Genomic DNA, 16114 nt, shown 5'->3' with positions numbered 1-16114 from the left:
TCACTTCGCCGGCATCTGCTGCTGGGCCTTCTCCAGGGCCGCCTTCACCGACTCCGTCGTCACCGGGCGTCCGCCGGCGGCGTCGGCGAACAGCTCCTTGACGGCCGTACCGACGGCCGTCTCGAACTGGGACTCGTCGGCGACCTGCGGCAGCGCGGCGGCGCTCCCGGCCAGGGTGTCCTTCAGCACGGCGTTCGCCGGGGTGGTGAAGGCGGCGTCCGACTGCGCGCTCTTCACCGGCGGGATGGAGCTGTACGCCGTGTTGAGGATCTTCTGTTCCTCGTCGCTCGTCATGAACTTCACGAACTTCCTGGCGCCGTCGAGGTTGTCGGTGTTCTTGAAGACGGCCAGGTTGATGCCCGCGACCATGGAGTTGACCGCCGTGCCGGTTCCCGGAGTACCGGACCGCACGGGCACGGGAGCGATGCCGTAGGCGTCCTCGCTCATGCCCTGGGACGTGAGGTTGGCGGACGCGGACTGCCACAGCAGCATCGCCGTCCTGCCCTTGGCGAAGTCGCTGACGGACTGGTTCTGGGCGTACTCGGCGTTGCCCGGCGCGATGACCTTGTCCTTGGCCATCAGGTCGACGTACTGCTTGACGCCGGCGACGGCGCCGTCGCTGGTGAAGTCGGGCCTGCCGTCGGCGGTGAAGAAGTCGGCGCCGTGCTGCTTGGCGAAGACGAAGGCGTGGTGGACGTTCTCCGAGGCGTTGGAGCCCTCGGTGCCCAGGCCCCAGGTGCCGTCCTTCGACAGCTTCTTGCCGGCGGCGACCAGTTCGTCCCAGGTGGCCGGGGGTTTCGTGATGCCGGCGTCGGCGAACAGCTGCTTGTTGTAGTAGAGCGCGTACGCCATCGAGTAGAGCGGGACGGCGGCCGGGTCCTGGCCCCGCGCTCCGGTCGAGCCGAGAGCGGAGGCGACGAAGCGGTCCTTGCCGCCGATCGCGGCGAAGTTCTTCTCGTCCCACGGCAGCAGACCGCCCGTGGCCTGCAACGAGGCGCTCCAGGTGTTGCCGATGTTCAGCACGTCGGGGCCCTGGCCGGAGGTGGTCGCGGTGAGGATCCGGTTCAGCAGATCCGACCAGGGCACGACCTCCAGTTTGACCTCGATGCCCGTCTGCTTCTCGAACTTGTCGAGTTCGGGTCGGAGGACCTTCTTGTCGACCTCGATGCTCGCACCCTGGTTCGAGGCCCAGTAGGTGAGCGTCTTCGGCGAGTCGTCGGACCCGCCGCCCGTCGACGAACCGCCTCCGCAGGCCGACGCGGCCAGGGCGAGAGACAGGGTGACGGCGCCTACGGCCGCGGCTCGGACACTGCGCATGGCTGCCCCTTCAGGGAATGCACTCACGACTTAATTTAGGACGTGAGTTAAACCTCGGGGCCGAGGCGCGTCAAGGGTTTGGACACCACTCGCCGAACTCTGTCGCGGCTCTTGACGCGTGCGTTCGGGTACCTGAAACATTCCCCGGCGAGAGAGCGCTCCCAGACCCCACCACGTTCACTTCCTGAACCAGGAGAGCCGCCCCATGTCCTCTGCCTCCGCAGAACCCCCCGCACCCCCCGCACTCGGCCGCCGGACCGTCCTCGGCGCCGCCGCCTCCGCCACGGTGCTCGGCGGCCTGTCCGCTCCCGCCTCCGCCTCCCCGGCCCGCACAGGCCCGCGTGCCCTGCCGGGCGGCGGCGACCTCGGCCCGAACGTCCTCGTCTTCGACCCCGGCACCCCGGGCATACAGGCCCGGCTGGACGAGGTCTTCGCCCGCCAGGAGTCGGCGCAGTTCGGCACCGGCCGCTACCAGTTGCTGTTCAAACCCGGCACGTACCACGGCCTCAACGCCCAGCTCGGCTTCTACACCTCCATCTCGGGCCTGGGCCTGTCCCCCGACGACACGACCATCCACGGGGACGTCACGGTCGACGCCGGCTGGTTCGGCGGCAACGCCACGCAGAACTTCTGGCGTTCGGCGGAGAACCTCGCCCTGGTGCCGGTGAACGGCACCAACCGCTGGGCCGTCGCCCAGGCCGCCCCGTTCCGCCGGATGCACATACGCGGCGGCCTCAACCTCTCCCCCGACGGCTACGGCTGGGCGAGCGGCGGCTACATCGCCGACAGCCGTATCGACGGCCAGGTCGGACCGTACTCCCAGCAGCAGTGGTACACCCGGGACAGCACGATCGGCAGCTGGCTCAACGGCGTGTGGAACATGGTCTTCTCGGGTGTCGAGGGCGCCCCCGCGCAGAGCTTTCCCAATCCGCCGTACACCACGCTCCCCACCACCCCGGTCTCCCGGGAAAAGCCCTTCCTGTACCTGGCCGGCAGTGAGTTCCGGGTCTTCCTGCCGGAGAAGCGGACCAACGCCCGCGGAGTGACCTGGGGCAACGGCACCCCGAGAGGCACCTCGCTGCCGCTGTCCCAGTTCTACGTGGCCCGGCCGGGCGTGTCGGCGGCCACCCTCAACCAGGCGCTCGCCCAGGGCCTGCACCTGCTGCTGACGCCGGGGATCTACCACGTGGACCAGCCGATCCGGGTGGACCGCGCCCGCACGGTCGTGCTGGGCCTGGGGTACGCGACGATCATCCCGGACGGCGGCGTCACGGCCCTGAAGGTCGCCGACGTCGACGGCGTACGGCTCGCGGGCTTCCTGATCGACGCCGGCACGGTGAACTCCGCCACCCTGCTGGAGGTCGGTCCGCCCGGGGCGTCGCGGGACCACGCCGCCAACCCGAACACCGTGCAGGACGTGTTCATCCGCATCGGCGGCGCGGGGGCCGGCAAGGCCACCACCAGCATGGTCGTCAACAGCCGGCACACCATCGTCGACCACACCTGGGTCTGGCGCGCCGACCACGGCGACGGCGTCGGCTGGGAGACCAACCGGGCCGACCACGGCGTCGTCGTGAACGGCTCCGACGTCCTCGCCACCGGCCTGTTCGTCGAACACTTCAACAAGTACGACGTGCAGTGGAACGGCGAACGGGGGCGCACGATCTTCTTCCAGAACGAGAAGGCGTACGACGCCCCGAACCAGGCCGCCATCCAGAACGGGCCGGTCAAGGGCTACGCCGCCTACAAGGTCGGCGACCACGTGACCGTGCACGAGGGCTGGGGCCTGGGCAGCTACTGCTACTACAACGTGGACCCGACGATCGTGCAGCACCACGGCTTCGCCGCCCCGAACCGGCCCGGCGTGCGCTTCCACGACCTGCTGGTCGTCTCGCTCGGCGGCAACGGCCAGTACGAGCGCGTCATCAACGAGACGGGCGCGCCGACGTCGGGGACGTCGACGGTGCCGTCCACGGTGGTGTCGTACCCGTGACCCGGGGGGGCGGCCTCACCCGCCTCAGGGGGTGGGTGAGGCCGCCGCCTCGGTCAACGGACCGGCGTCGCCGCCGGCGCGGGCTCCGGTACGGGCGCCGGTGCCGGCGCGTAGCCGGTCGGGCGGGCCGTGAACGTGCCGCGGCCCTGGGTGCGGCTGCGCAACCGGGTCGCGTAGCCGAAGAGTTCGGCCAGCGGCACGGTCGCGGTGACCACCGCCGCGCCCGCACGCGTGGCCGAGCCGGAGATCCGGCCGCGGCGTGCGGCGAGGTCGCCGAGGACGGTGCCGACGGCGTCCTCGGGGACGGTGACCGTGACCTCGGCGACCGGTTCGAGCAGGGTCATCACCGAGGCGCGCAGGGCCTCCCGGAGGGCGAACCGGCCCGCGGTGCGGAACGCCGCCTCCGAGGAGTCCTTCACATGGGTCGCGCCGTCGGTCAGGGTGACCCGCAGCCCGGTGACCGGGTGCCCGCCGAGCGGGCCCTCCGCGAGGGCGTCCCGGCAGCCGGCCTCGACCGCGCGGACGTACTCGCGCGGCACACGCCCGCCGACGACGGTCGAGCGGAACGCGAAGCCGCCGCCCGATTCCGGCTGCGGTGACTCCAGCGGCTCCTGCGCCCCCAACGGCTCCACGTCGAGGACGACGTGCGCGAACTGACCCGCCCCGCCGTCCTGTTTGACGTGCCGGTGGACGAAGCCGGACACACCTCGGGCGACCGTCTCGCGGTGGGCGACGCCGGGCCGGCCGACCGCGACCTCCAGCCCGTGGTCCCGCCGGACCTTCTCCACCGCGACCTCCAGGTGCAGTTCACCCATGCCGGACAGCAGCGTCTGCCCGGTCTCGGGATCGGAGCGGACCACCAGCGACGGGTCCTCCTCGACCAGCCGTGCGAGCGCCCTCGCCAGCCGGTCCGTGTCGACCGACCGGCGCGCCTCGACCGCCACCGAGACGACCGGGTCGGCCACACCCGGCGGTTCCAGGACCAGCGGAGCGTCGGGCGCGCACAGGGTCGAACCCGCCCGGGTGGACTTCAGCCCGACCACGGCGACGATGTCCCCGGCGAGCGCCCGGTCCACCTGGGCGTGCCGGTCGGCCCGCACCTGGAGGATCCGGCCGATCCGCTCCGTGCGCCGCGCACCCGCGTCCATCACCATGTCCCCCTTTCCGATCGTTCCCGAGTACACCCGCAGGTAGGTCAGCCGTCCCGTCGGGGTGGCGTTCACCTTGAACGCCAGCGCCGCGAACGGCGCGTGCGGATCCGCGGCCCGTTCCTGCTCGGTCCCCTCGTACGTGCCGCGTACGGCGGGAACGTCCAGCGGGGACGGCAGGTACGCCACGACGGCGTCGAGCAGCGGCTCGATCCCGCGGTTGCGGTAGGCCGAGCCGCACAGCACGACCACGCCGTCTCCGCAGCGGGTGAGGTCACGGAGAGCGCCGACGAGGGTGCGGGTGTCGAGTCTTGGCAGGTTCGCCGGGTCGGCGTGGGGCGTGTGTGCACCGGGCGTGTGTGTATCGGCCGTATGTGGACCGGGCCCATATGGACCGGACGCATGTGGACCGGGCGTCCGCGTGCCGTCCGCCGACCGCTCGCAGAATTCCTCCAGCGCACCCGGGTGGAGTTCGGCCACGGCCTCCTCCAGCAGTCGGCGGCGTCGCAGCGCCTCCTCGCGCAGGTCGTCCGGGACCGGGCCCTCGTGGACCGTCCCGCCGTTCTCGTCCCAGGTCAGCGCCCGCATCCGCAGCAGGTCGACGACACCGGTGAACCGGTCCTCCCGGCCGATGGGCAGCTGGACGACCAGCGGGGCCGGGTGCAGACGGTCCCGGATCGACGCCACGGCGGTGTCGAGGTCGGCGCCCGCGCGGTCCAGCTTGTTGACGAACGCGATCCTCGGCACGCCGTGCCGGTCGGCCTGCCGCCACACCGACTCGCTCTGCGGTTCCACGCCCGCGACGGCGTCGAACACCGCGACCGCGCCGTCCAGGACGCGCAGGGAACGCTCCACCTCGTCGGCGAAGTCGACGTGCCCCGGGGTGTCGATCAGGTTGATCCGGTGGCCGTCCCAGGCGCAGCTGACGGCCGCGGCGAAGATCGTGATACCGCGATCGCGCTCCTGCGGGTCGAAGTCGGTGACGGTGGTGCCGTCGTGGACCTCACCACGCTTGTGGGTGGTACCGGTGGCGTACAGGATCCGCTCGGTGACGGTGGTCTTGCCGGCGTCGACATGGGCGAGGATGCCGAGGTTGCGGACGGCGGCGAGGGCATGGAGGTTCGTGCGCACGGCCCAGGGCCTTTCGGACGAGGTGGGAGAGGGCAGCGCGATTTCCCGTACGTACACACCGATATGACGGCACGTCAACAGACTGCTCCGACGCAGAGGTTGAGGCGCGCGGGTCAGACGGTCGTCACGGCATCCGGTACCGGCCGCGCAGCGGGCACCGGACGGCCGGAGACACGAGGATCACCTCGGACAGCGACCGGGGAACGACGACAGCGATGCGGTGGCGCACGGCCGGTCTCCCCTCACTGGTCTGCCTGGTCTGCCTGGTCTGCCTGGTCCGCACACACGCGGCCCGCGTGCGGTGCGGCGCGTGAGCCGTGGTGTGAACGGTGCCGAGTGTAGGGAACCGGCCAGGTACGCGGCACGTCATTTTCCGTTCGCGCTCCCGGCTGGATGGCGCTGGAGACGGGAGTGGTGGCGCGGGTGGCGCGGTCGAAGCCTCAAGGATCCCCCGGTACGGAGTCCTGCAATGGCCCGTACCGGGGGCTGCCGAGCCGGTTCGGCGCAAGGTCAACGCCATGCTCCGCGCCGGCGGGGTCAGGCGCGGAGGCCCTTGAGACCGTCGTAGACGGACATCACGACCTCCAGGCCCCGGGTGTCGCTCTCCGGTTCGCGCATCTGGTTCGTCACGTACGCCACCGCCATCCGGGCGTCCGGCTCGATCATGACCAGCGAGCCTCCCCAGCCGCCCCAGCCGTAGGTGCTGCCGAACAGCCCGTAGCCCAGGCCGTAGCGCAGCGGCCGGCCCAGAAGGCAGTCCTCGCCCGCGAACTGCTCGTGCCACGCGCGCTCGCAGCCCGCCGGTGACAGCAGCCGCACCCCGTCCACCGCTCCCCCGCACGCCATCACCGACTGCACGCGCGCGACCGAGCGCGCGTTGCCGAATCCGCTCGCCGCGGGGATCTCCGCTCGGCGCCAGGCGACGCTGTTGCCGTCCCGGACCCGGATGCCCTGCCCGGCCCCGGGCGCCGGGGCGCCTCCCTGAGCGCTCGCGGTGTAGTCCTCGTCCCGCGTCGGCGGCGGGACGGTGGGCGTGTCTCAGGCCAGCTTCTTGAGCAGTTCGGCGGCGAGGGGGCCGGAGGAGGCGGGGTTCTGGCCGGTGACGACGTTGCGGTCGACCTGGACGTGCGGGGCCCACGGCTCACCGGCCTCGACCTTCAGGCCCGCCTCGGTCAGCCGGTCCTCCAACAGCCAGATCGCCTTCTCGGCATTGCCGGCCAGCTGCTCCTCGGTGTTGGTGAACGCGGTGATCCGGTAGCCGGCGTAGGCGTTGGACCCGTCGTCCTTCACCGCCGCCAGCAGCGCGGCCGGGCCGTGGCACACCACGCCGACCGGCAGCCCGCGCCCCACCGCGTCGGCCAGGAGGCGGCCGGAGTCGGGGTCGACCGCCAGGTCCTCCATCGGGCCGTGGCCACCGGGCACGTACACGGCGTCGTAGTCGTCGAGCCGTACGTCGGCCAGCACGAGGGGACGCGTGAACTCGCCCGCCGACTCCACCGCCCGCCGCACCCGCGCGGCCTGCTCGGCGCCGCCGTTGGCCTCGGGGGCCAGGCTGCCCGGGTCGACCGGCGGGACGACGCCGCCCGGTGTGGCCACCGTGACCTCGTGGCCCGCCGCCTTGAACGCGTCCAGCGGCACGACCGCCTCCTCGGCCCAGTAGCCGGTGCGGTGCCGGGTGCCGTCGGCCAGCGTCCACTGGTCGGCGCCGGTCATCACGAACAGGATCTTCGCCATGGTGTCTCTCCTGGGGGTGGTGTCGGTTCAGGTTGGTGGGTGTGGTTCAAGGTGGTGGGCTGATCGCCGCCCGGGCCGGGTCGTCGTCGGTCCGGCTGTCGGCGGCGCCTTCGACCGTAGGGCCCCCGACCATCAAAAATCCAATAGAGAAGCCGATCCCCGCCATAGGTCTTCCGATGATGGTTCGGAACGGCGGGCCCTATGCTGGCCGACGTGGACAACGAGTTCTTCGAGGAGAGCGGCGGCCTCGCGGCCCGTGGCGGGCAGGTGCCCGCGCAGGTCGATCTCAACCTGCTGCGGACGTTCCTGGCGGTCTACCGTTCCGGCTCCTTCACCGCCGCCGCGCCCCTGCTGCGGCTGTCCCAGCCGACCGTGACGACGCAGATCCGGGCGCTGGAGCAGCAGACGGGACGGGCGCTGTTCACCCGGTCGCCGCGCGGTGCGGAGCCCACGCACCACGCGCACGAACTGGCCGACCGCCTCGCCGGACCGCTCGACGCCCTCGCCGCGCTGGAAGGACAGGGCACCGGCCCCGCCGCCCGGGCCGTTCCGGTGCACCTCGCCGGTCCCGCCGAGCTGCTGTGCACCCGGGCGCTGCCCGCGCTGGCCCCGCTGGTGGCGGACGGCGTGCTGCTGCGGGTGACGACGGGGCTGACCGATCCGCTGCTCGACGGCCTGCGGGCGGGCCGCCACGATCTCGTGATCTCCACCCGCCGTACCCGCGGCCGCACCCTGCCCTCCGTCCCGCTGGCGGACGAGGAGTTCGTCCTGGTCGCCGCCCCGGTGTGGGCCCGGCGCGTCGAGGAACGCCGTACCGCCGACGGACCCTGCGCGGCGGTTCGGGACGTGCCCCTGGTGACCTACGCCGAGGATCTCCCGATCGCCCGCCGCTACTGGCGCACCGTCTTCGGCAAACGGCTCGCCGTCCAGGCCGCGGTGACCGTGCCCGACCTGCGCGGCGTTCTCGCCGCCGTCGTGGCGGGCGCCGGCTACAGCGTGCTGCCGCGCTATCTGTGCCAGGAGGACATCACCGCCGGCCGGCTGGTCCTGCTCGACGACCCGGCCGAACCACCGGTCAACACGGCCTACCTCGTCGAGCGCCCGGGCGCGACCGCCAACCCGGACGTCGCCCGGGTCCGCGACCACCTCCTACGGGCCGCCCGCAGCTGGTGAGAGGCCGGGTCCTGCCGGCCGAGTCGGGGGGCTACCGATCGGGCCGGGTCCTACCGGCCGAGTCGGGGGGCTACCGATCGGGCCGGGTCCTACCAGCCGAGTCGGTCATGTCCATCGGGTCGGGTCCTGCCGGCCGAGTGCGGGCGCCCGCGCCGGGGACGGGGGAAGCGCGTCAGACGACGGTCTCGCAGTACCCCCGGGGGTCGCCTCCGACGTACATGCAGACGGTGTCCCCCACGACCAGCGGCCGGTGCGGCTGGAACTCGCCCCGCAGGTACGTCGGAGTCGACGTGTAGAAGACCGACCCGGTCGCGTGAAGGCCGTTGACCGTGAAGGAGAGGCTCAGATTGACCGGCGGGGGCCTGAAGGTGAAGCCGTACCGATAGCCCTGGGAGGCGTTGCCCACGATGCCGTAACAGACCGGGGCCTCCGGGACGCACACCGCCGCGGGGCCCGGCGGTGGTGCCGCCGCTTCCGCCGTGGCCGCCGTCGCGCCCACCACGGTGAGTGCGGCGGCAACCACGGACAGGCCCGCGAACAGACGTCTCGATCGCATGCAGCCATCTCCTTCGTCAACGCTCCGGTCGGACTCCTCCCCAATCTCCGCCAGGCCGCGGATTGTCCGGAAGGACGCCCGGCACCTCCCGGACAACCGGTCAATCCACACCCGGCCCTCTCGGACGCAACGGCTGGTACGGAATTGTCCGAAAGTGCGGATGGCACCCGCGGGGACGGCCCGGGACGCTGGAGGAAACGTGACGGCCCCGCTCTCACCGGGGGCCGGTGGAAGCGAGGAAGGCTGTGACGGGGGACGACGACGGGCGCCGGACGCGCCGCGCGGGAAGACCGGAGCGTCCACTGGATCCGGACACGGGCCCGGTGGCCCGATTCGCCTGGGAACTACGGCAGTTACGGGTGCGAGCGGGCACCCCCAGCTACCGTGACCTCGCCACACGGGTCCACTACGCGCCGAGCACCCTGGCCGACGCGGCCCGAGGACACCGCCTGCCGACCCGGGAGGTCGCCGTCGCGCTCGCCACCGCGTGCGGCGGGGACCGGGGCGAATGGGTACGGCGCTGGCACGCCGCGTCGGCACGGGCTCGCGCCGGCGCCTCGGCGGGGAAGGCCGACCGGACGGACCGGACGGACCCGGCCAGCCGGGTTAATCGGACCGGCAGAACCGGCAGGACCGGGGCTCAGTCGCCGCCCGCACCGCCTGGGGATGCCTGCGGGTGCGGGGGCCCGGCGGTCGTCTCCGCCCGCCACCGACGAAGGACGCGGTCACTGGCCGGCGCCGCAGTGGTCCTCGCCGCGCTGGCCGCGGTCGCCGCCACGCTCGGACGACGCCGGAAAACACGTGTGCGGGCCGAGCTTTCGCTCGGCCCGCACACGGTGCGTGGTTCTCTGTCTCTGTGTCCGAGGGGGGACTTGAACCCCCACGCCCGTTAAAGGGCACTAGCACCTCAAGCTAGCGCGTCTGCCATTCCGCCACCCGGACGAGGTGTCCGCCGCCTTGACGAGGGTGTACCCCGCGGCGACACGAACAACAATACCAAGCTTTCGGAGTGCCCTTCACCTGCGTTTCCGTCCTCCGAGCCCCGGCCCCGGACCGACGCCACCACCGACCACGAGGCCTCACGCCGAGCGACCGGAACGCTACACCGGGCTCGCCCGCGCGTGCCGTCCCGGTCGGGGACAGGGGTCGCCGGCCGCAGGTACGCGGCGGGGGACCCGGACGGGAGCGGCGGGCACCGCCGACGTGAGCCCACGGCCCGCGAGGCTCCGCACCGCCGGCGTGCCCCCACCGGCCTGCCCCCGAGTACGGGCGGCACGGCCCCCGTCCCAGGCGGCCGACGTGACCCGCACGGCCGGCATCCACCGCCGCCCATGAGGCGGCGAATCCGTCAGCCGCTCCCCGGCTCAGTGCGCAGGTCACTGGGAACACGCGGTCGGCGCACGCCACAGGCCGCGCGCCGCCTCCTTCGCCCGCCCCTCGCCGGTCAGGACGTGAGTCCTCGGCCGTCTCTCACGGCATGAGGTGGTAGTCCGGGAAGTTCCCGGGCAGCCGCTCCCCCGCCGGGCCCTGCGTGACCGCGCGCACGAGCAGTTCGCCGCCGACGAAGGCGCCGCGCCAGGACGCCCCGAACCCGCCGAACAGTTCGTCGCGGTCGCCCCGGGAGCGTGGTGTGCCGTGGCCGACCTTGAACGCGCGGATCTGCGGGGCCAGCCGGTCGAAGGTCGCCCGGTCGTCCGTGGACAGCGTGGCCACCAGCGCCCCGTTGGACGCGTTCATGGCGGCCAGCAGCTCCGCCTCCGTGTCGACCAGGACGATGGTGTCGACCGGGCCGAACGGTTCCGCGTGGTGCAGCGGCGAGGACCGTGGCGGGTTCAGGAGCGTGACCGGCTGGACGTACGCCGACGTGTCCTGGCCCGGCAGGAACCGGGCGTCGGCCGGGCTGCCCCGGTGCAACGGGACGGCGCCTCGCGCGACGGCCTCGGCCACCTGGTCGTCCAGCTCCTTGGCCTTGGCCGCGTTGATCACCGGCCCGAAGTCCAGCCGCGGATACGGGTCGTCGGGATGCTCGACCGCGAGCGGGTGGCCGACCCGGAGCGTGCGGACCGCCGGGAGGTAGGCGGCCAGGAACTCGTCGAACAGCTGCCGCTGGACGACGAAGCGCGGGTAGGCCGTGCACCGCTGCTTGCCGTAGTCGAAGAGCTTGGGCACGACCGCGGTGAACGCGTCCCAGTCGGTGTGGTTCCAGATGCCCCAGGTGTTGAGTCCTTCCTGTTCGAGGATGTGCCGCTTGCCGAGGTCGGCGACGGCCGTGGCCACCGCGGCGCCGGTGTCGCGGCCGCCGACGAAGGAGACGCAGCCGATCTCGGGCGCCCGTACCAGCGCCTCGGACAGTTCGCCTCCGCTGCCGCTCACCAGGGTGACGGGGATCCCCTCGCGGGCGGCGAGCGCACAGGCCAGCGTCAGACAGGCGACACCGCCGTCGGTCGGGGTCTTGGCGATGACCGCGTTGCCTGCCAGTGCCTGTACCAGTACCGCGTGAACGAGCACGCTCATCGGGTAGTTCCAGCTCGCGATGTTGGACACCGGACCGTCCAGCGGGGTCCGTCCGGCCAGCATCGGGTCGATGCCGTCGACGTACCAGCGCACCCCGTCGACGGCCCGGTCCACGTCCGCCTGCGCGAGCCGCCAGGGCTTGCCGATCTCCCAGACGAGGAGCAGGGCGAGCAGTTCGCGGTGCTCGGTGAGGGCGTCGAGGGTGGCGGCTACGCGGGCCCGGCGCTCGTCCAGGGGGAGGTGCCGCCAGGCGCGGTGCTGGTCGAGCGAGGCGCGGACGGCCTCCTGGGCGGTGGTCCGGTCCAGACGGGGCGGTCCGGCGATCGGGCTGCCGTCGACGGGGCTGGTGGCGGGCAGCGCCCTGCCGTCGGCCCGCCAGGCGGAGCCCCAGAGGTTGAGGGCGCGGTCGTCCCGGAAGGCTTCGGGGGCGACGGCGAGGCAGCGCTGCCAGGCGTCGGCCCAGGACGTGCCGGACTTGAGGGTGAGAGTGGGGAGGTGCGCGTCGGCATGGGTGTTCGGGGCGGGAGTGGGTGCCATCGGTCTGCTCCGCTCACGGTGCACGGTCGGGGGCGAGGGTGCGTGGCTCGTCGCGCGCGCGGCTCGGGCGGGGCGCGGACATCGTAGGGAGGAAGGTAGTGAGGCCGGCTGGCGCGGGAGTGCCAGCGCACGTCAACTCTGGGTGGTGTCACGCTCCGTATCCAGTCGGGCGAGCACCAGGCGGGCCGTCTCCGTCGGAGTGTCGCCCACGGTGACGCCGGCCGCTTCCAGCGCTTCCTTCTTGGCCCGTGCGGTGCCCGACGAGCCGGAGACGATGGCGCCCGCGTGCCCCATGGTCCTGCCCTCGGGCGCGGTGAAGCCGGCGATGTACGCGACGACGGGTTTGCCGACGTGCTCACGGATGTACGCGGCGGCGCGCTCCTCCGCGTCGCCGCCGATCTCACCGATGAGGACGACGAGTTCGGTGTCCGGGTCGTCCTGGAAGGCGGCGAGGCAGTCGATGTGGCTGGTGCCGACGACCGGGTCGCCGCCGATGCCGACGCACGTCGAGAAGCCGATGTCGCGCAGCTCGTACATGAGTTGGTAGGTGAGGGTGCCGGACTTGGACACCAGGCCGATACGGCCGGGCTTGGTGATGTCGGCGGGGATGATGCCCGCGTTGGACTGGCCGGGGGTGATCAGGCCCGGGCAGTTGGGGCCGATCACCCGGGTGCCCTGGTGCCGCGCGTACGCGGTGAAGGCGACGGAGTCGTGGACCGGTATGCCCTCGGTGATGACCACCGCGAGTGCGAGGCCGGCGTCGGCGGCCTCGACGACGGCCGCCTTGGCGAACGCGGGTGGCACGAGGACGACGGTGACATCGGCGCCGGTCGACCGCACACCGTCGGCGACGGATCCGAAGACGGGGACGGCACGGTCGTCGAAGTCGACGGTGCGGCCCGCCTTGCGCGGGTTGACGCCGCCGACGACGCTCGTACCGGCCGCGAGCATGCGCCGGGTGTGCTTCATGCCCTCGGCGCCGGTCATGCCCTGGACGAGGACCTTGCTCTCCTTGGTGAGGTAGATCGCCATGTCGTCCGGTCTCCTCAGGCTGCGGTGGTGGCGAGTCGGGCGGCGCGGCGGGCGGCGCCGTCCATGGTGGTGGCCTGTTCCACCAGGGGATGGGCGCGTTCGTCGAGGATGGCGCGGCCTCGGGCCGCGTTGTTGCCGTCGAGGCGCACGACGAGCGGCCGGGTCAACCGGACGCTCTCCAGGGCCCGCACGATGCCGTCGGCGACCGCGTCGCAGGCGGTGATCCCGCCGAAGACGTTGACGAGGACGGAGTTCACGGCCGGGTCGGAGAGGATGACGGACAGCCCGTCGGCCATGGTCTGCGCGGAGGCTCCGCCGCCGATGTCGAGGAAGTTGGCGGGGCGGGCGCCGCAGCCGGCGACCACGTCGAGGGTCGACATGACGAGGCCGGCGCCGTTGCCGATGATGCCGACCTCGCCGTCGAGTTTGACGTAGTTGAGGCCCTTCGCGGTGGCCGCCGCCTCCAGCGGATCGTCGTGCGACGTCTGCTCGTCTCCCCAACGGGTCTGCCGGAAGCGGGCGTTGTCGTCGAGGGTGACCTTGCCGTCGAGGGCGAGGAGCTGTCCCTGGCGGGTGCGCACGAGCGGGTTGACCTCGACCAGGAGGGCGTCCTCGCGGACCAGCACCTCCCACAGCCGCACCAGGACGTCGACGGTCTGCGGAGGCAGTCGGGCGGCCTCGGCGATCTCGGCCGCCTTCGCGGAGGTGACGCCTTGTGCCGGGTCGATGTGGATACGGGCCACCGCCTCCGGCCGTTGGACGGCGATCTCCTCGATGTCCATGCCGCCCTCGGCGGAGGCGATCGCGAGGAAGCGGCCGGCCGCGCGGTCGAGCACGTAGGAGACGTAGAACTCGCTCTCGATGTCCACGGGTTGCGCGAGCATGACCGTGCCGACCGGGTGTCCCTTGATGTCCATGCCGAGGATCTGCCGGGCCGTGAGTTCCGCGGCGGCCGGGTCCGCGGCCATCCTGACGCCCCCCGCCTTGCCCCGGCCACCGGTCTTGACCTGGGCTTTCACCACGGCCCGCCCGCCCAGTCGACGGGCGATCGCGCGTGCCTCCTTGGGGGAGTCGGTGACCTCCGCCCTCGGCACCACGATGCCGTGTTCCTCGAAGAGTTCCCTTGCCTGGTGCTCGTACAGGTCCATTCCGGCTCCTGACTGAAAGTGCCGCACGCCCCCTGGACACCACCCACCGGATGCGGGATAACAAGCTTCATACAGTATTCGTCGACTGTATGCAATGTACCGCGAGAGCGTTCCCACCCCCTACGAAGGGACAGGACTTCGCCATGCCCGACGACACCCAGGACGTCATTTCCGGTGGTCATCTCGTTGCCAAGGCGCTGAAGGCCGAGGGGGTCGACCGCATCTACACCCTCTGCGGCGGCCACATCATCGACATCTACGACGGCTGCGTCGACGAGGGCATAGAAGTCGTCGACGTCCGGCACGAACAGGTCGCCGCCCACGCCGCCGACGGCTACGCGCGCATCACCGGCAGGCCCGGCTGCGCCGTCGTCACCGCGGGACCCGGCACGACCGACGCCGTCACCGGTGTCGCCAACGCCTTCCGCGCGGAGTCCCCGATGCTGCTGATCGGCGGCCAAGGGGCTCTCGCCCAGCACAAGATGGGGTCCCTCCAGGACCTCCCGCACGTCGACATGATGACCCCGATCACCAAGTTCGCGGCGGCCGTGCCGGACACGGCCCGGGCGGCGGACATGGTGTCGATGGCCTTCCGCGAGTGCTATCACGGCGCGCCCGGCCCCTCCTTCCTGGAGATCCCGCGCGATGTCCTCGACGCCAAGGTGCCGGTCGCGAAGGCGCGGGTGCCGCGGCCCGGTGCCTACCGTGCCTCGACCCGTTCGGCCGGCGACCCCGAGGCCATCGAGAAACTCGCCGACCTGCTGGTGCACGCGGAGAAGCCGGCGATCCTGCTGGGCAGCCAGGTGTGGACGACCCGGGGCACCGAGGCGGCCGTCGAGCTCGTACGGACCCTCAACATCCCCGCCTACATGAACGGCGCCGGACGCGGCACCCTGCCGCCCGGCGACCCGCACCACTTCCAGCTGTCACGCCGGTACGCCTTCTCCCACGCCGACGTCATCGTCATCGTCGGCACGCCCTTCGACTTCCGCATGGGCTACGGCAAGCGGCTGTCGTCGGACGCGACCGTCGTGCAGATCGACCTCGACTACCGGACCGTCGGCAAGAACCGGGACATCGACCTCGGGCTCGTCGGCGACGCCGGGCTGGTGCTGAAGTCGGTGACCGAGGCGGCCTCCGGGCGCGTCAACGGGGGCGCGTCGAAGCGCAAGGAGTGGCTCGACGAGCTGCGCGCCGCCGAGCAGACCGCTCTCGAGAAGCGGCTGCCCAGCCTGAAGTCCGACGCCTCGCCGATCCACCCCTACCGGCTGGTCAGCGAGATCAACGACTTCCTGACCGAGGACTCCATCTACATCGGCGACGGCGGTGACATCGTCACCTTCTCCGGGCAGGTCGTGCAGCCCAAGTCACCCGGGCACTGGATGGACCCGGGCCCGCTCGGCACCCTCGGCGTCGGCGTCCCGTTCGTGCTCGCCGCCAAGCAGGCACGGCCCGACAAGGAGGTCGTCGCCCTCTTCGGGGACGGCGCGTTCTCCCTCACCGGCTGGGACTTCGAGACCCTCGTCCGCTACGACCTCCCCTTCGTCGGCATCGTCGGCAACAACTCCTCCATGAACCAGATCCGTTACGGCCAGAAGGCCAAGTACGGCGAGGAACGCGAGCGCGTCGGCAACACCCTCGGCGACGTCCACTACGACAAGTTCGCCCAGATGCTGGGCGGTCACGGCGAGGAGGTCCGCGACCCCGCCGACATCGGCCCCGCGCTCCGGCGCGCCCGCGAGTCGGGCAAGCCGTCGCTGATCAACGTCTGGGTCGACCCGGACGCGTACGCCCCCGGAACCATGAACCAGACGATGTACAAGTGAGGTGC

The 16114-nt window shown here is 72.1% G+C and carries 11 protein-coding genes, 1 tRNA gene and 1 pseudogene; 4 read left to right on the top strand and 9 right to left on the bottom strand.

Annotation, left to right across the window (positions count from 1 at the left end; translation table 11 throughout):
- Positions 1-1317, bottom strand: coding sequence for an ABC transporter substrate-binding protein (locus tag QQS16_RS33010; protein WP_286065718.1), 1317 nt, complete (start codon positions 1315-1317; stop codon positions 1-3).
- A 205-nt stretch (positions 1318-1522) separates the two neighbouring features.
- Between QQS16_RS33010 and QQS16_RS33005 the strand changes: the two genes are divergently transcribed.
- Positions 1523-3310: a pectate lyase-like domain-containing protein gene (locus tag QQS16_RS33005; RefSeq protein ID WP_286065717.1), complete on the top strand. Its 1788-nt coding sequence runs from the start codon at positions 1523-1525 to the stop codon at positions 3308-3310.
- Between the two features lie 53 nt (positions 3311-3363).
- Here the strand turns inward: QQS16_RS33005 and QQS16_RS33000 are convergent, their stop codons facing one another.
- The 3 genes and pseudogenes from QQS16_RS33000 to QQS16_RS32990 form a co-directional block, all read right to left on the bottom strand.
- Positions 3364-5589: an elongation factor G gene (locus tag QQS16_RS33000; RefSeq protein WP_286065716.1), complete on the bottom strand. Its 2226-nt coding sequence runs from the start codon at positions 5587-5589 to the stop codon at positions 3364-3366.
- A 537-nt stretch (positions 5590-6126) separates the two neighbouring features.
- Positions 6127-6603 (bottom strand): annotated as a pseudogene (locus QQS16_RS32995) (serine hydrolase domain-containing protein); the annotation flags it as partial.
- A gap of 24 nt (positions 6604-6627) precedes the next feature.
- The gene (locus QQS16_RS32990) at positions 6628-7323 is read right to left on the bottom strand and encodes a type 1 glutamine amidotransferase domain-containing protein (protein WP_286065715.1); all 696 of its coding nucleotides are present in this window, start codon (positions 7321-7323) and stop codon (positions 6628-6630) included.
- 213 nt (positions 7324-7536) lie between these two features.
- Here QQS16_RS32990 and QQS16_RS32985 point away from each other — a divergent pair, with 213 nt between their 5' ends.
- Entirely contained in the window at positions 7537-8496 is a 960-nt protein-coding gene (locus QQS16_RS32985) for a LysR family transcriptional regulator (protein WP_502963869.1), read from the top strand.
- A 172-nt stretch (positions 8497-8668) separates the two neighbouring features.
- On the opposite strand, the gene QQS16_RS32980 is transcribed toward QQS16_RS32985, so the two are convergent.
- Positions 8669-9052: a hypothetical protein gene (locus QQS16_RS32980; protein WP_286065713.1), complete on the bottom strand. Its 384-nt coding sequence runs from the start codon at positions 9050-9052 to the stop codon at positions 8669-8671.
- Between the two features lie 227 nt (positions 9053-9279).
- Here QQS16_RS32980 and QQS16_RS32975 point away from each other — a divergent pair, with 227 nt between their 5' ends.
- On the top strand, positions 9280-9945 hold the full coding sequence (locus QQS16_RS32975; protein WP_353479707.1) for a helix-turn-helix domain-containing protein: 666 nt from the start codon (positions 9280-9282) through the stop codon (positions 9943-9945).
- Here QQS16_RS32975 and QQS16_RS32970 read toward each other — a convergent pair.
- The 4 genes from QQS16_RS32970 to sucC form a co-directional block, all read right to left on the bottom strand.
- Positions 9910-9994 (bottom strand) — tRNA-Leu (locus QQS16_RS32970). The genes QQS16_RS32975 and QQS16_RS32970 overlap by 36 nt on opposite strands.
- A gap of 528 nt (positions 9995-10522) precedes the next feature.
- Complete coding sequence (locus QQS16_RS32965) at positions 10523-12103, bottom strand: aldehyde dehydrogenase family protein (RefSeq protein ID WP_286065711.1); 1581 nt, start codon at positions 12101-12103, stop codon at positions 10523-10525.
- A gap of 132 nt (positions 12104-12235) precedes the next feature.
- The gene (gene sucD, locus QQS16_RS32960; RefSeq protein WP_286065710.1) at positions 12236-13135 is read right to left on the bottom strand and encodes a succinate--CoA ligase subunit alpha; all 900 of its coding nucleotides are present in this window, start codon (positions 13133-13135) and stop codon (positions 12236-12238) included.
- A gap of 14 nt (positions 13136-13149) precedes the next feature.
- On the bottom strand, positions 13150-14283 hold the full coding sequence (sucC, locus tag QQS16_RS32955) for an ADP-forming succinate--CoA ligase subunit beta (protein ID WP_286065709.1): 1134 nt from the start codon (positions 14281-14283) through the stop codon (positions 13150-13152).
- Positions 14284-14426: 143 nt separating this feature from the next.
- On the opposite strand from sucC, the gene QQS16_RS32950 reads away from it, so the two are divergent.
- Entirely contained in the window at positions 14427-16109 is a 1683-nt protein-coding gene (locus QQS16_RS32950; RefSeq protein WP_286065708.1) for a thiamine pyrophosphate-binding protein, read from the top strand.
- Positions 16110-16114: the final 5 nt, after the last annotated feature.

Origin of the sequence: Streptomyces sp. ALI-76-A (assembly GCF_030287445.1) — a bacterium.
Classification (GTDB): Bacteria; Actinomycetota; Actinomycetes; order Streptomycetales; family Streptomycetaceae; genus Streptomyces.
This window is presented reverse-complemented; position numbering and strand designations above follow the sequence as displayed.

Coding starts and splice junctions, on each gene's coding strand:
- QQS16_RS33010 (WP_286065718.1), bottom strand. CDS start 1,317: ATGCGCAGTGTCCGAGCCGCGGCCGTAGGCGCCGTCACCCTGTCTCTC.
- QQS16_RS32980 (WP_286065713.1), bottom strand. CDS start 9,052: ATGCGATCGAGACGTCTGTTCGCGGGCCTGTCCGTGGTTGCCGCCGCA.
- QQS16_RS32990 (WP_286065715.1), bottom strand. CDS start 7,323: ATGGCGAAGATCCTGTTCGTGATGACCGGCGCCGACCAGTGGACGCTG.
- sucC (WP_286065709.1), bottom strand. CDS start 14,283: ATGGACCTGTACGAGCACCAGGCAAGGGAACTCTTCGAGGAACACGGC.
- QQS16_RS33005 (WP_286065717.1), top strand. CDS start 1,523: ATGTCCTCTGCCTCCGCAGAACCCCCCGCACCCCCCGCACTCGGCCGC.
- sucD (WP_286065710.1), bottom strand. CDS start 13,135: ATGGCGATCTACCTCACCAAGGAGAGCAAGGTCCTCGTCCAGGGCATG.
- QQS16_RS32950 (WP_286065708.1), top strand. CDS start 14,427: ATGCCCGACGACACCCAGGACGTCATTTCCGGTGGTCATCTCGTTGCC.
- QQS16_RS32965 (WP_286065711.1), bottom strand. CDS start 12,103: ATGGCACCCACTCCCGCCCCGAACACCCATGCCGACGCGCACCTCCCC.